Consider the following 14,626-nt stretch of genomic DNA (forward strand, 5'->3'; position numbering starts at 1 on the left):
ATCGATTGATTAAGATTATGACTGATGTGCAGCCTTGTCCAGTCCGAAGCATTATTTTCCAGTGAAGGGATAATTTATGCGGCACATCACAAAAACTGCTACACTCCGCCCCTTCATGACATTGTGGTTTTTGTCATCTCTATTGTATGTATCTCCCTGAAAACGACACCGGTAACGGTCAGGGCGGTTCGGAGTTGTTATGTCTTTTGATTCCCTTGGTTTAAACCCTGAAATTTTACGTGCCGTTGCCGAGCAGGGTTACCGTGAACCTACCCCTATTCAGCAGCAGGCTATTCCTGCCGTGCTGGAAGGCCGCGATCTGATGGCCAGCGCCCAGACCGGTACGGGGAAAACGGCAGGTTTTACCCTGCCGCTGTTACAGCACCTGATCACCAATCAGCCGCATGGTAAAAGCCGTCGTCCGGTTCGTGCGCTGATCCTCACGCCAACCCGCGAACTGGCGGCCCAGATTGGCGAAAACGTCCGTGATTACAGTAAGTATCTGAATATTCGCTCGCTGGTGGTCTTCGGCGGCGTCAGCATTAACCCGCAGATGATGAAGCTGCGTGGCGGCGTAGATGTGCTGATCGCCACTCCGGGTCGTTTGCTCGATCTGGAACACCAGAATGCGGTGAAACTGGATCAGGTTGAGATCCTGGTACTGGATGAAGCTGACCGCATGCTGGATATGGGCTTTATTCACGATATTCGTCGCGTTCTGGCAAAACTGCCGGCAAAACGTCAGAACCTGCTGTTCTCGGCAACGTTCTCTGATGACATTAAATCGCTGGCCGAAAAACTGTTGCACAACCCGCTGGAAATTGAAGTGGCGCGTCGTAATACCGCGTCAGAGCAGGTTACTCAGCACGTTCATTTCGTTGATAAAAAACGTAAACGCGAACTGCTATCTCAGATGATTGGTCAGGGCAACTGGCAGCAGGTGTTGGTGTTTACCCGTACCAAACATGGCGCGAACCATCTGGCAGAGCAGCTGAATAAAGACGGCATCCGCAGTGCGGCTATCCACGGTAATAAATCTCAGGGTGCGCGTACGCGTGCGCTGGCTGATTTTAAATCCGGTGATATTCGCGTGCTGGTAGCGACCGATATTGCCGCGCGAGGTCTGGACATTGAAGAGTTACCGCACGTGGTGAACTACGAGCTGCCAAACGTCCCGGAAGACTACGTGCACCGCATTGGTCGTACCGGTCGTGCGGCCGCTACCGGCGAAGCGTTGTCTCTGGTGTGCGTCGATGAACACAAGCTGTTGCGTGATATCGAGAAGTTGCTGAAAAAAGAGATCCCGCGTATTGCAACGCCAGGCTACGAGCCAGACCCGTCCATTAAAGCTGAGCCGATCCAGAACGGTCGTCAGCAGCGTGGCGGCGGCGGTGGGCGCGGGCAGGGAGGAGCAGGGCGCGGACAGCAGCCGCGTCGTCAGGATGGCGGTGCGCCAAAAGCGAAGCCGCGTAATGGCGAAGGCAAACCGGCAGGTGACAAGCCTCGTCCACCGCGCCGTCCGCGCAAACCGTCTACAGCGCAGTAATTCCCTTACTGTATGGCAGTATAAACATGCTATCCGGTCTACACACTGTGTAGGCCGGATAGGTCAATCACTCCCTCGAACTTTGCGATTTCAGTACGATTGAGCAGGTATATCGTCCTGCCGGGTGAATCGAAATCGTCGTCTCAAATACTTTCCCGTCCCTGTCCAGATAACGACGCACGATTCTCATCGCTGGCGAATCAGGTGCTACATTGAGAATCTTTGCCACCTTTTTGGGCACGCCGACAGCCGTAATGGTCTGATGCACCTCATGGCTTTTAATACCGTAATGGGTTTCGATCAAATCGCTGATTAACGAGTGTGGGTCGTCACGGATGTACGTACGCAGTTTGGCGTAATCCGTGCTGGCATAGCTGTCCGTCCAGCAGATTGGCGCGTCGGGGTTTTGCGCATCTTCGCGAGTGCTGGCAATGTGCAGCCAACGGGAACCTGGCGGGCAGCCAATCATCTGGGACAACTCTATGTCCGCCACAATCTCATCGATTTTCTTGATGACGCGCAGATTGTTTTTGGCCAGCAGCAACAGATCCTCAAGATGCGATAGCGGGTGATTGACGCCGTTAGCCTTAGGTTCGCAAACGCGAGTTCCCGCGCCTTTACGCCGTGATATCAGACCTTGCTCTGTTAATTCCCTTAACGCCTCACGCATGGTGTGGCGGCTGACCTGCCATGTTTCACACAGTTCCATTTCCGTAGGAAACAGCGAACCGGGGGCAAAGGTTCCCACCGCAATTTGCTGCGCCAGTTCACGTGCTATTCGCTTGTACAGAGATTCTTTCATCGCAGTTTCATCAAAATATTAGTGATCTTTATCACGAAAATTTGTACGGACTATTCCCTACATTTCTTATGAATACTATAAATGTCCGTACATTTAAATGCACGGACATTTGTTTATGTCTGGACATTGTGGCGGCATTTGAATATCCAACAAACTGCCGTAAACACGCATCTTATCATTATCAGATTTTCCAGGGGGATTTATGGCTTCGAATGTACTTGATTCTGTTCTGTTCAGGGACTCTTTCGGCACACCGGCGATGCGCGCGGTGTTTGACGATCGCGAGCTGGTGCGCAAATACGTGGAAGTGGAAGTGGCATTAGCCAAAGCCCAGGCACGCTGCGGTGTGATACCCGAGGCTGCGGCGCAGGAAATTGCAGAAAAATGTAATGCTGACACGCTCGATTTTGATTTATTGCGCCATGAAACCGAAATTGTGGGTTATCCGATCCTACCGCTGGTGCACCAGATTTCTAAACAGGCAGGCGAGTCCGGCGGTTATGTGCACTGGGGGGCAACCACTCAGGACATTATGGACACCGCAGTGGTTCTGCAAATTCGTGATGCTTTTGCGCTCATTGAGTCCGATATGGACAAACTCCGCGCCACGCTGGCCGATCTTTCACGCCGCTACCGTGATACGCCGATGGCCGGGAGAACCCATTTACAACAGGCTTTGCCCGTGACATTCGGTTACAAAGCGGCCATCTGGCTGGATATGTTTGAACGCCACGCGGAACGTCTTTCCCAAGCGCGTCCTCGTGTATTGGTCGGCGAATTTGCGGGGGCGGCCGGTACGCTGGCATCGCTGGGGGATAAAGGGCTGGCGGTACAAAAAGCGATGATGGAAGAGCTTGGGCTAAATGTCCCAACATCCACCTGGCACGTCGCGCGTGATGGTTTTGCCGAAGCGGTGAACCTGTTAGCGGTGATTACCGGGTCGCTGGGCAAGATTGCCTACGACGTAATGCTGCTGGCAGCAAACGAGTTTGGCGAACTGTATGAGCCGTTTGTTAAAGGGCGTGGCGCCAGCAGTACCATGCCGCAGAAACGCAACCCTATTTCCAGCGAGCTGATGCTGGCCTGTGCCAAAGGCGTTCGCCAACAGGCAGGGTTGATGCTTGATGCGATGGTGCAAGATCTGGAGCGTGCAACCGGGCCGTGGCATGCCGAATGGATTGCTATCCCAGAAAGTTTCGTGCTCAGCGCGGGGGCATTGCATCAGGCCAACTTTATGCTGGCGGGGCTGGTGGTTGATGAAGAGGCGATGAAACGTAACCTCGGTATGACCAACGGATTGATTGTGGCTGAGGCAGTCATGATGGGATTGGCCCCGTACATTGGTCGTCAGGATGCACATGACGTGGTGTACGACGCCTGCCGTATCGTCAACGAACAGGGTGGGCGATTGGCTGATGTGCTGAATGCGATGCCCTCTGTCTCTGAACGGCTGGACCCACAGTTGATTGAAAAACTGACCGACCCGGCAAATTACCTTGGAATGGCACCGGCGATGGTGGATCAGGTATTAGCAAGATACATGTCGCGGAAATGATTGCTCTCGGGCTAACGGAATAAGGATATTTTTATGTCAACGAATTCTGTCACGGGAAAATCCATTCTGTCGTTCCTGATACCGCTGGCGATAGGCGCGATCATTTGGTTTTATCCTGTTCCTGATGGTCTAACGCCTCAGGCCTGGCATATGTTCGCGATATTTGCCGCGACCATTGCCGCCATTCTTACCCAGCCGCTCCCTTCGGGGGCGGTGATGTTGATTGCACTTTGCGTGGTTATTTTCACCAAAACGTTGCCAGAGGCAAAGGCGCTGTCAGGGTTTGCGTCCGGTACGGTATGGCTCATTTTCTGTGCCTACGTCTTGTCTCTGGGGTTTGTGACGTCAGGACTGGGGAAACGTATCGCGTATAAAATGTTATCGCTCTTTGGCGGCAGCAGCCTGGGTATCGCTTACTCACTGGGGGTTTCCGATCTGATTATGGCCCCGGCAATGCCGTCAGTAACTGCGCGGTCCGGGGGCATAATTTTTCCCATTACTCGCTCCATCAATGATGTGTTGGGCTCCGCTCCAGGGGGAACGGGCAAGCGCATTGGTGATTTCTTAACCATGGTGTGTTTCCAGTTTACGCCGATTACCGGGGCGATATTTCTCACCGGGATGGCGGCGAATCCGCTGGTAGCGAGCCTGGCGAAATCGTCATTGGGTATGGAGATAACCTGGGGCGGATGGTTTATTTCCGCAGTGGTCCCTGCGATGGTCTGTTTCTGTCTGATGCCGCTACTGGTCTATAAATTATTGGATCCTGAGCTTAAGCGTACGCCAGAGGCAAAAGCGATGGGTAAGCAGGCGCTCGGTGAGCTCGGTTCGATGAGCAGCAACGAGAAAAAGGTCGCGTTTGGTTTTGTGCTGGCGTTGGTTGGCTGGGGCACCAGTTTGATTACTGGATTGTCTGCCACATCTGTCGGGCTGGGGCTGGCTGCTTATCTGTTTGCTTCGGGTGCTGTTAGCTGGAAAAGTTTGCTTAATGACCATGCAGCCTGGGATACGGTTATCTGGTTTAGCGTCATTATTAGCCTGGCGACCGGACTTGCCGATCTGGGTTTTATTAAATGGATGACAGTAAAGTTAGGCAGCGGTATTCAAGGGTTTGGTGCGATTGAGTCCTTTATTGTGCTGGGGATCCTTTACATTTATGTCCACTATCTCTTTGCTACGGCTACCGGGCACGTAGCTGCGTTGTATGCTCCTTTCGCGGCCACGGCGATCGCTGCGGGTGCACCGCCGATGATGGTCGCTATTTGCTTCGGCATCTTTAGTAATCTGATGTGGGGGAATACCGAGTATGGTGGCGGACCTGGTCCTATTTATTTTGCCCAGGGCTATTTTGAACGACCGCGTTTTTATAAAATTAACCTCTGTGTGGTAACGGCAAATGTGATTATCATTTTTGCAGTGGGCATGCTGTGGTGGAAGCTGCTGGGATACTATTAACCGACACGTTTATTCGGCCTGCAATATACCTGACTGTAGGCCGGATAAGGTGTAAGCCGCCATCCGGTAATTTAAGCCAGAGCTGCGAAGCGCTTTCCAGAATGGGGGAAAAAGGTACATCCAACGCCTGAAATGTGCCACAATAGTGGCTGTTTATACAGTATTTCAGGTTTTCTCATGGCACTTACGGCTGCGCTAAAAGCGCAAATCGCCGCCTGGTACAAGGCGCTTCAGGAACAGATCCCCGACTTTATCCCCCGTGCGCCGCAGCGGCAGATGATTGCTGACGTCGCGAAAACGCTCTCCGGGGAAGAAGGGCGGCATCTGGCGATTGAAGCACCGACCGGAGTGGGGAAAACCCTGTCGTATCTGATTCCCGGTATTGCCATCGCGCGCGAAGAACAAAAAACGCTGGTGGTCAGTACCGCCAACGTCGCTTTGCAGGACCAGATCTACAGCAAAGATTTACCGCTGCTGCGCAAAATTATCCCCGACCTGCGTTTTACCGCTGCGTTTGGTCGCGGACGCTATGTCTGCCCGCGTAACTTAGCGGCGCTGGCCAGCACTGAACCCAATCAGCAGGATCTGCTGGCTTTTCTCGACGATGAACTGACGCCCAACAACCAGGAAGAACAAAAGCGCTGCGCCAGGCTAAAAGGCGATCTCGACAGCTACAAGTGGGACGGGCTGCGCGACCACACCGATATCGCTATCGACGACGGACTCTGGCAGCGTCTGAGCACCGATAAAGCCAGCTGTCTGAATCGCAACTGTCACTACTATCGTGAATGCCCTTTTTTTGTCGCCCGCCGGGAGATTCAGGAAGCTGAAGTGGTCGTGGCTAATCATGCGCTGGTAATGGCGGCCATGGAAAGCGAAGCCGTTTTGCCGGAGCCGAAAAACCTGTTGCTGGTACTTGATGAAGGCCACCATTTGCCGGATGTCGCGCGCGATGCGCTGGAGATGAGCGCAGAAATCAGCGCCCCCTGGTATCGACTTCAGTTGGATCTATTTTGCAAATTAGTGGCTACCTGCCTGGAGCAGTTTCGCCCGAAGACCACGCCGCCACTGGCAAATGCCGAGCGTCTGAACGGTCACTGTGAGGAACTGTATGAGCTGATTTCATCGCTCAATAACATTCTTAATCTGTATATGCCCGCTACCCAGGAGGCAGAACACCGCTTCGCGATGGGCGAATTGCCTACGGAAGTGATGGAGATTTGTCAGCGTCTGGCAAAGCTAACAGAAATGCTGCGCGGTCTGGCGGAACTGTTCCTCAACGATCTCAGCGAAAAAACCGGCACTCACGATATCGTGCGTCTGCATCGGGTTATTTTGCAGATGAACCGGGCGCTGGGCATGTTTAAGGCGCAAAGCAAACTGTGGCGGCTGGCATCGCTCGCGCAATCGTCAGGCGCGCCGGTGAGTAAATGGGCGACGCGCGAGGTGCGTGACGGGCAGATCCACGTCTGGTTCCACTGCGTGGGGATCCGTGTGAGCGATCAGCTCGAACGACTGCTGTGGCGTAGCGTCCCGCATATTATTGTCACTTCCGCAACGCTGCGCTCGCTCAACAGCTTCTCGCGTTTGCAGGAGATGAGCGGTCTGAAAGAAAAAGCAGGGGACCGGTTTGTCGCGCTGGATTCACCGTTTAATCACGTTGAACAGGGCAAAATCGTCATTCCGCAGATGCGCTACGAACCGTTAATTGATAACGAAGAGCAGCATATCGCGGAAATGGCCGCCTATTTTCGCGAACAGCTGGAGAGTAAAAAGCATCAGGGCATGCTGGTACTCTTTGCCAGCGGTCGCGCGATGCAGCGTTTTCTTGAGCATGTTACCGATCTGCGCCTGCTGTTGCTGGTGCAGGGCGATCAGCCGCGCTACCGTCTGGTGGAGTTGCACCGCAAACGGGTGACCAACGGCGAGCGCAGTGTGCTGGTTGGGCTGCAATCTTTTGCTGAAGGTCTGGACTTGAAAGGCGACCTGCTGACTCAGGTGCATATTCACAAAATTGCTTTTCCGCCTATCGACAGCCCGGTGGTGATCACCGAGGGCGAGTGGTTGAAAAGTCTGAACCGCTACCCCTTCGAGGTGCAGAGCTTGCCTGCGGCGTCATTCAATTTGATCCAGCAGGTTGGGCGACTCATCCGTAGCCATGGCTGCTGGGGAGAAGTGGTTATTTATGACAAGCGTTTATTGACCAAAAGCTATGGCAAGCGTTTACTGAACGCGTTACCCATATTTCCGATAGAGCAACCTGCTGTGCCAGACGTTATAGTAAAACCAAAAGAAAAAGCGAAACCCACGCGCCGCCGTCGGCGTTAACGATGCGAGCAACAGGCAAGGAGTTATCGATGGATTACCGCAAAATCATTAAAGAGATTGGGCGAGGAAAAAATCACGCGCGTGACCTGGATAAGGATACTGCTCGCGGACTGTATACCCATATGATGAACGGCGACGTACCTGACCTTGAGATGGGAGGGGTACTGATTGCGCTACGTATCAAGGGCGAAGGTGAAGCGGAGATGCTGGGCTTTTACGAAGCGATGCAAAACCACACCATTCGCCTGACTCCGCCGGTAACCAAACCCATGCCGATTGTCATTCCCAGCTACAATGGCGCGCGCAAGCAGGCGAATTTGACTCCGCTGCTGGCGATTTTACTGCATAAACTCGGTTTTCCGGTGGTGGTGCACGGCGTCAGCGAGGATCCAACCCGCGTACTGACTGAAACCATTTTCGAACTGATGGGGATTACGCCAACGCTGCATGCCGGGCAGGCGCAGGCAAAGCTGGATGGTCATGAGCCGGTGTTTATTCCGGTGAGCGCGCTGTGCCCTCCGCTGGAGAAACAGCTGGCGATGCGCTGGCGCATGGGGGTGCGTAACAGTGCACATACGCTGGCTAAATTAGCCACGCCGTTTGCTGAAGATGCCGCGCTGCGTCTTTCCAGCGTGTCCCACCCGGAATATGTTTCGCGCGTGGCGAAGTTCTTCGGCGATATCGGTGGGCGCGGCCTGTTGATGCATGGTACCGAGGGCGAAGTGTATGCCAACCCGCAGCGCTGCCCGCAGATAAGCCTGATAGATTCATCCGGTGTGCGAGTGCTACAAGACCGACAGAGCGAGATGCCTGACGAGCCGGTACCGCTACCGGTAGCAAAAGATCCGGAAACCACCGCGCGCTGGATTGAGCGTTGTCTGGCTGGCAGTGAGCCTGTTCCGGCATCGTTGAAAATCCAGATGGCCTGCTGCCTGGTGGCAACCGGTGAGTCCGCCTCACTGGCTGAAGGACTTGCCCGCGTCGAGCAAAGTTTCTAAACCATTTGTTATCCCGACGGGCCTGTTGCCTGGCCTGTCGGTTCTCTCTTTTAGGCAATGTGAAATTTCTGCACGTTTATTGACCTCCAGCGCACCGTGGCGCAGCATAGTTTGTTGAAAAATAAGAAACACAACAAACACGCGACACAACAGGAGATAACAATGAACAGTGGACATCGCTTCCATGTGCCAACGCTGCACGCCTTTATCCAGGCCGTTTTTCATCAGATGGGAAGCAATGATCAGGAGGCGCGGCTGGTGGCCGACCATCTGATAGCCTCTAACCTCGCCGGTCACGACTCCCATGGCATCGGTATGATCCCAAGCTATATTCGTTCATTCTCGCAGGGGCATCTGCAGATCAACCGTCATGCCAAAGTGGTAAAGGATGTGGGGGCGGTGATTACGCTTGACGGCGACTGTGCGTTTGGTCAGGTGGCGGCGCACGAGGCAATCACGCTTGGAATCGAAAAAGCGCGTCAGTACGGAATCGCTGCCGTGGCATTACATAATTCGCACCATATCGGCCGTATTGGCTACTGGGCGGAGCAATGTGCGGCGGCAGGTTTTGTCTCGGTACACTTTGTGAATGTGGTGGGGATCCCGATGGTCGCACCGTTTCATGGGCGCGATAGCCGTTTTGGCACCAATCCTTTCTGCGTCGTGTTTCCACGTAAAAATACCTTCCCACTGTTGCTGGACTATGCAACCAGCGCCATCGCGTTTGGCAAAACCCGTGTGGCATGGCATAAGGGCGAGCCGGTGGCTCCAGGATGCCTGATTGATGTGGCGGGTGTTCCCACTACCGATCCTGCGGTAATGCAGGTTTCTCCGCTGGGGTCGTTGCTGACCTTTGCCGAGCACAAGGGGTATGCGCTGGCGGCGATGTGCGAAATTATGGGCGGTGCGCTTTCTGGCGGTAAAACCACACATGAAGAGAGCCTGCAGACCAGCGCGGACGCCATCATTAACTGTATGACCACCATCATTATGAATCCACAACTGTTCGGCGCGCCGGACTGCGACAACCAGGTCGCGGCATTTGCTGAGTGGGTGAAAGCGTCGCCGCATGCTGAAGATGCCCCGATCCTGTTGCCTGGGGAGTGGGAGGTGAATACTCGCGAGGAACGGCTGGAACACGGTATTCCGCTGGATGCCGGAAGTTGGCAAGCGATTTGTGAGGCGGCACTGCAAATTGGGATGCCAGACGCCGTGTTGCAGGAATTCTGTCAACGGCTGAAACAATAGGCAAAAAAAAGCCCGTCCAGTGGCGGACGGGCAAACAAAGGGTAACAAACAGGGTCAATGAGGGTTGGAGCATTGGGTCGTACAGGTAATCTTTCGGTTATTTATAGATAACCGCGGTGCCGCTCATTTTATCTTTGCCGATAGCGGAAGTGATGCTGTACCCAGTTGCGCCAGCAGCATTCGCTTTCTCAGCCAGTTTGGCTTCCAGGCCGTCCAGCGTAGTGGCGCCGTCAGCAGATACCACACCAATTTTGTTCATGTTTTGCGCCTGAGTAGAGGAAACCGGCTCGGCAGCGAAAACGCCAAATGACAGGGTGGACAGGGCGATGGCAGCAACAGCAAATTTGATATTTTTCATGATTAATCTCTCGCAGGGTTGTTCTGTTAGTCAGTGTTCTTTAAGAAGACGTTGTTCCGTCGATGTGATAAGTATCACGTTTTTTTTGGTGAGAGAAAATCGAATAGAATTGACGACATCAATCAAAAAAATTGAATGACAAATAACTTATTGAATATTAATAAATTCGAGTGAGGGATTTACAGTTCTTGTCATTGCGCTTTACAGAGAAGGCGACAACGGCACATTTTGCTACACAGGGTGCAAAAAAGCGTGCTCGTAAAGGAAATCGTATGCGCTGAAACTTTTGGTAAAGATAAGTCAACGTAGCTGGCTATCTTTCGAACCTCTGCGATTATATCCTGAAAATGATGTGATATGTGAATCTTTATCCTGTTGGCAAGTGATGCACAAGCGTACCCCTGGCACGGCCTCACGTCTGGCCTGAGGGATAGGATTGCCGCATTCTTCGCATTCATACAGACTTTCCCCCGTCGGTAACTCACCGCGAGCGCGGGCAACAGCATCTTCAATAGTATTGTTGATCTGTTCGTTAACCGCGTCGTCATTTGCCCATCCGGATGCCATGTGTACCTCCTGCTGATGTCTACAGACTAAGTATAGCGAAGGTGATGGTTGAAAAACGACCACGCGCTAGCAGTATCAGATTTCAGACCATTCGCGCAGCAGGTTATGGTAGAGATTGAGTAATGACAGGATCTCGCTGCTCTCCCCATCGCGAGCCTTCAGGGATTGAATGTTTTTATCCAGTTCAAAAAGCATGGCGCGATTTTTGTCGTCACGGACCATCGACTGTATCCACATAAAAGACGCCACACGAACGCCATGGGTCACTGGCGTAACGCAATGTAGGCTGCTGGAAGGGTAAAGCACCAGATCGCCTGCCGGAAGCTTCACCGCATGCTGGCCGTAAGTATCATTGACCAGCAGTTCTCCCCCTTCATAATCATTCGGGTTACTCAGGAATAAAGTTGCGGAAAGGTCCGTGCGCATCCAGCCGTTTTGCGGATGGCTACGCACCGCACCGTCAACGTGAAAACCGTAGGTCTCGTTGTCCTGGTAGCGATTAAACAGCGGTGTGGAGAGCGTTTTCGGTAGTGCTGCGGCGAAGAAAAGCGCGCTGTTATTTACCGCAGTCTGTACCGCCTGTTGTAAAACGCCGTAGCGTTCACTTTGCGTATTCACCTGCTGGTTGTTTTTAACCTGCGCCCCCTGAGCGCCGGTGGTTGCGCGGCCATCAACCCAGTCGGCAGCGTCCAGTTGTTCGCGAAACCAGGCTACATCCTGCGCCGACAGAACGCCGGGAATGTGGTACATCATCAGTGTTTCTCCTGAAAGTGGGGCTTACGCCCCACGCGATGGATTAGAAATGCATATTGGCGGTGAGCAGGAAAGTTCTTGGCTCGCCCGGATGATAGCGGTATCCACTCTTGTTTATGGAAGATACATAATCGGTGTCGAACAGGTTATAGACGTTTAGCTGGAAATCCAGATTGCGATTCACGCGATAGCCCAGTTTGGCGTCAGCGACCCAGTAACCTTCAGTGTAGGATGGCGTACCCACCGCACCGTCGGAACCGCGATGCATACTGCCCACGTAGCGAGCGCCTGCGCCAACGGAGATATCATCGGTAGCCTGATACTGGTTCCACAGCGTGAATGCATGTTCCGGTGTATATGGCAGGGAAGAGGATCCATCTTGAGCAACGTTTTTACCGCTGTGGATGGTCGCGCGTTGCTGGGTGTAACCCCCAATAATCTGCCATGCGGGAGTGATGTTACCTGCTACCGAGAGCTCGTAGCCTTCAACGCGTTTCTCTCCGTACTGGGAATAGGTACCGTCGTCGTTCTGCTCAACTTCATTCTCAATATCTGTGCGGAAAATCGCGGCGGTTAACAGCAGGCGCTTATCCAGCACCTCCCATTTGGTGCCGATCTCGCTGGTTTTCGCTTTCTGCGGTTTGAAATCGGTACGGTTCGCACTGTTACCGCTGCCGCCCTGAGCAAGAGCAAAGTTGCTGCCGCCCGGCGGTTGCTGAGAAACGGCATAGTTGATGTACACGTTACCGTTATCGGTCAGGTGATACAGCGCGCCAGCTTTCCAGTTCACCAGATTGCCTGATTTGGCAGTATCTACAGTGGTGACCGGGGAACCTTTGGCCACGCCTGTCGGGCACGCGACTGCGCCGCGACCGGAAGCGCCACAAGCGGTGGCGCTGTCATATTCCGTGCGGTAATTGTCGAGGCGAATACCACCGTTCAGCTCGAATTCACGGGTAATTTGTAGCGTATCAAAAGCGTATACACCGAAGGTGTCTGTTTGCCCGTTAGCGTTGGCGCCGTTACGAGACAATCCGCCGATATTCACATTGCTGTCGGGGTGATAGATATTCACCGGTGGTGGGGTGATCGGCGCCACGCCATAGTTGGTTTGTGTTTCGCGCGTCAGCTCCACGCCGGTGCTGATGTCGTGACCGATGGATCCCGTGTAGAACGTTGAGGTCAGGTTGGTCTGGTTGGTCAAGATCTTATTGCTGACATCCTTGGTATTTGCCAGGCGTGACCAGGTCCAGCTGTCGACGCTGCTGGTGGGTTGGGTGATGTTAGACGCGCCGCCCATCACCGCCGTCATCAGATAATCCTGTTTAATGCGCGACCAGCGGGTGGTGTTGCGAATAGTGGTGCTGTCGTTCAGGTCATGTTCAAAACGTATCGTCGCGGTATCGGTTGTCGAATCGTCGTAATCCGAGTTTGTACCGTAGAAATTATGCGTGTCCACTTTGCCTGAATGATTCAGTGCAGAAGTCCCCGCAGAAGGTGCGGAGTATCCCGGCAGGCCAATGGTAGGGATGCCGCCATCCGGTGTGTTGTGTTGGGTGACATGCAGATAGTTCAGGTACAGTCGGTTCTCAGTCCCTAAGCCAAAAGCGAGAGAGGGGGCCACACCGTAACGTTCATTCTTAACATTATCGCGACCAGCATCATGCGTTTTTTCACCCATCAGGTTTAAACGTGCGGCGGTGGTCTCGCCGATGACCTGGTTAATGTCCAGCGTACCACGGCGGAACCAGGCGCTACCGACGCTGGCCGATGCATCGATTCCTGAGTCAGTGCGTGGCTGCTTGCTGATCATATTGATAGAGCCAGTCGGTGCGCTACGTCCATAGTCGGTACCGGAAGGACCTTTGATTACTTCCACCTGTTCGGTATTGAAGGTGTCGCGCGTGACGCTGCCAATATCACGGATACCGTCGATATAAATACTGTTCGAGGTATCCGCACCACGCATGTAAACCGCGTCACCGGTGCTGGAGTTACCGTTCTCACCGGCGAAAAATGCGCCAACGCCCGGGACGTTTTTCAGCGCGTCGGTCAGATTTGTTGCGCCTTGATCCTTAATCACCTGCTCAGAAATCACCGTCATGGTGCGGGTTGTATCCGCCACCGGACGGGAGAATTTAGGGTCGGCAGACTGTGTTGGGGCGTACAGCGAAGGTTTGGCCGCTTCAACGATCAGAGTGTCTTCTTGTTTTTTATCCTGGTCGTCCGCAGCGACAGCCTGAGCTATAGGGGACAGGCCAATGCACAGACCGGCAAAAAAAGTCAGTGAGTGAAAGCTACTGGACGGCAAGTTGCGATTTTTATCCATGTTAATGAGTGACTTATTATTTTTTGAGTGGACGGTTTCACTCGCGCGAAGGGACATCTCTATGGATGTTATACCCTGCAGGCCTCGCGGAAATGAATGTGTAATTGATAATGATTTTGATAAGCATTACTAATCAGTGCGACGTTTTAGCATTCATTAATTCAAAAATAAATACATTTATTTACATTGGATTCAAAATGCCAACATATTGATTACAAATTGAACTGCAATGAAGTGAACAGCGCGCAGAAAACTGCATCCGGGACGAATGCAGTTGGGCTAAGGAAGGGGGTTACTTATAGATAGTTGCGGTGCCGTACATCTGATTTTTACCGCCAGCAGAATTAACGACAAAGCCTTTTGCCCCTTGCTCTTTCGCTTTCTCTGCCAGCTTGTCTTCCAGGTCGCTCAGATTAGAGGCGCCGGTAGCGGATACGGTGCCGGAAGCTTGTAGCTGACCGGTAGCTGGGCTGGTGTATGGCTGTGCAGCAAAGGAGGCAAATGTCATGCCGGTAAGTACGGTAGCGGCAAGTAATGCGAGGCATTTCTTCATGGTGATATCCTCTGAGAAACAACAGGTGGTGCCTGATAAGTTTAGGCCGCCTGCGGATGATATTTACCGCAAAAAATCGATGATCAGTCGTCTGTTTTTTGAACGATTTATTTGCCATGAAACAGGCATAAAAA

Annotated in this window: 12 protein-coding genes; 6 read left to right on the plus strand and 6 right to left on the minus strand. The window is 53.1% G+C overall.

Features of this window, described 5'->3' with window-relative positions; genetic code table 11:
- Positions 1-199: 199 nt before the first annotated feature.
- Positions 200-1,546: an ATP-dependent RNA helicase RhlE gene (rhlE, locus tag BZK40_RS11275; RefSeq protein WP_003845409.1), complete on the plus strand. Its 1,347-nt coding sequence runs from the start codon at positions 200-202 to the stop codon at positions 1,544-1,546.
- Positions 1,547-1,613: 67 nt separating this feature from the next.
- Here the strand turns inward: rhlE and BZK40_RS11280 are convergent, their stop codons facing one another.
- Positions 1,614-2,348, minus strand: coding sequence for a GntR family transcriptional regulator (locus BZK40_RS11280; RefSeq protein WP_008784198.1), 735 nt, complete (start codon positions 2,346-2,348; stop codon positions 1,614-1,616).
- A 202-nt stretch (positions 2,349-2,550) separates the two neighbouring features.
- Between BZK40_RS11280 and BZK40_RS11285 the strand changes: the two genes are divergently transcribed.
- The 5 genes from BZK40_RS11285 (at position 2,551) to BZK40_RS11305 (ending at position 9,932) form a co-directional block, all read left to right on the plus strand.
- Positions 2,551-3,903 (plus strand): class-II fumarase/aspartase family protein, encoded by a 1,353-nt coding sequence (locus BZK40_RS11285; RefSeq protein WP_008784199.1) that lies wholly within the window; start codon positions 2,551-2,553, stop codon positions 3,901-3,903.
- Positions 3,904-3,936: 33 nt separating this feature from the next.
- Positions 3,937-5,358 carry a DASS family sodium-coupled anion symporter gene (locus tag BZK40_RS11290; RefSeq protein ID WP_079934643.1) on the plus strand — a complete coding sequence of 474 codons (1,422 nt, stop codon included), beginning with the start codon at positions 3,937-3,939 and terminating at the stop codon, positions 5,356-5,358.
- Positions 5,359-5,535: 177 nt separating this feature from the next.
- Entirely contained in the window at positions 5,536-7,686 is a 2,151-nt protein-coding gene (gene dinG, locus BZK40_RS11295) for an ATP-dependent DNA helicase DinG (protein WP_079934644.1), read from the plus strand.
- A gap of 29 nt (positions 7,687-7,715) precedes the next feature.
- The gene (gene ybiB / locus BZK40_RS11300) at positions 7,716-8,684 is read left to right on the plus strand and encodes a DNA-binding protein YbiB (protein ID WP_048214626.1); all 969 of its coding nucleotides are present in this window, start codon (positions 7,716-7,718) and stop codon (positions 8,682-8,684) included.
- 162 nt (positions 8,685-8,846) lie between these two features.
- Positions 8,847-9,932 carry a malate/lactate/ureidoglycolate dehydrogenase gene (locus BZK40_RS11305; RefSeq protein WP_079934645.1) on the plus strand — a complete coding sequence of 362 codons (1,086 nt, stop codon included), beginning with the start codon at positions 8,847-8,849 and terminating at the stop codon, positions 9,930-9,932.
- A 97-nt stretch (positions 9,933-10,029) separates the two neighbouring features.
- Here the strand turns inward: BZK40_RS11305 and ybiJ are convergent, their stop codons facing one another.
- The 5 genes from ybiJ to mcbA form a co-directional block, all read right to left on the minus strand.
- Positions 10,030-10,290 (minus strand): DUF1471 family protein YbiJ, encoded by a 261-nt coding sequence (ybiJ, locus tag BZK40_RS11310; RefSeq protein ID WP_003831561.1) that lies wholly within the window; start codon positions 10,288-10,290, stop codon positions 10,030-10,032.
- 300 nt (positions 10,291-10,590) lie between these two features.
- Positions 10,591-10,857, minus strand: a complete 267-nt coding sequence (locus BZK40_RS11315) for a DksA/TraR family C4-type zinc finger protein (protein WP_079934646.1) — start codon at positions 10,855-10,857, stop codon at positions 10,591-10,593.
- A 75-nt stretch (positions 10,858-10,932) separates the two neighbouring features.
- On the minus strand, positions 10,933-11,610 hold the full coding sequence (gene ybiX / locus BZK40_RS11320) for a PKHD-type hydroxylase YbiX (protein ID WP_079934647.1): 678 nt from the start codon (positions 11,608-11,610) through the stop codon (positions 10,933-10,935).
- Between the two features lie 43 nt (positions 11,611-11,653).
- Positions 11,654-13,939 carry a catecholate siderophore receptor Fiu gene (locus BZK40_RS11325; RefSeq protein WP_079934679.1) on the minus strand — a complete coding sequence of 762 codons (2,286 nt, stop codon included), beginning with the start codon at positions 13,937-13,939 and terminating at the stop codon, positions 11,654-11,656.
- A 292-nt stretch (positions 13,940-14,231) separates the two neighbouring features.
- Entirely contained in the window at positions 14,232-14,492 is a 261-nt protein-coding gene (gene mcbA / locus BZK40_RS11330) for a DUF1471 family periplasmic protein McbA (RefSeq protein ID WP_079934648.1), read from the minus strand.
- Positions 14,493-14,626 lie beyond the last annotated feature (134 nt).

The sequence above is a fragment of the Citrobacter portucalensis genome, assembly GCF_002042885.1.
GTDB classification, from domain to species: Bacteria; Pseudomonadota; Gammaproteobacteria; order Enterobacterales; family Enterobacteriaceae; genus Citrobacter; species Citrobacter portucalensis.

Coding starts and splice junctions, on each gene's coding strand:
- rhlE (WP_003845409.1), top strand. CDS start 200: ATGTCTTTTGATTCCCTTGGTTTAAACCCTGAAATTTTACGTGCCGTT.
- BZK40_RS11280 (WP_008784198.1), bottom strand. CDS start 2,348: ATGAAAGAATCTCTGTACAAGCGAATAGCACGTGAACTGGCGCAGCAA.
- BZK40_RS11285 (WP_008784199.1), top strand. CDS start 2,551: ATGGCTTCGAATGTACTTGATTCTGTTCTGTTCAGGGACTCTTTCGGC.
- BZK40_RS11290 (WP_079934643.1), top strand. CDS start 3,937: ATGTCAACGAATTCTGTCACGGGAAAATCCATTCTGTCGTTCCTGATA.
- dinG (WP_079934644.1), top strand. CDS start 5,536: ATGGCACTTACGGCTGCGCTAAAAGCGCAAATCGCCGCCTGGTACAAG.
- ybiB (WP_048214626.1), top strand. CDS start 7,716: ATGGATTACCGCAAAATCATTAAAGAGATTGGGCGAGGAAAAAATCAC.
- BZK40_RS11305 (WP_079934645.1), top strand. CDS start 8,847: ATGAACAGTGGACATCGCTTCCATGTGCCAACGCTGCACGCCTTTATC.
- ybiJ (WP_003831561.1), bottom strand. CDS start 10,290: ATGAAAAATATCAAATTTGCTGTTGCTGCCATCGCCCTGTCCACCCTG.
- BZK40_RS11315 (WP_079934646.1), bottom strand. CDS start 10,857: ATGGCATCCGGATGGGCAAATGACGACGCGGTTAACGAACAGATCAAC.
- ybiX (WP_079934647.1), bottom strand. CDS start 11,610: ATGATGTACCACATTCCCGGCGTTCTGTCGGCGCAGGATGTAGCCTGG.
- BZK40_RS11325 (WP_079934679.1), bottom strand. CDS start 13,939: ATGGATAAAAATCGCAACTTGCCGTCCAGTAGCTTTCACTCACTGACT.
- mcbA (WP_079934648.1), bottom strand. CDS start 14,492: ATGAAGAAATGCCTCGCATTACTTGCCGCTACCGTACTTACCGGCATG.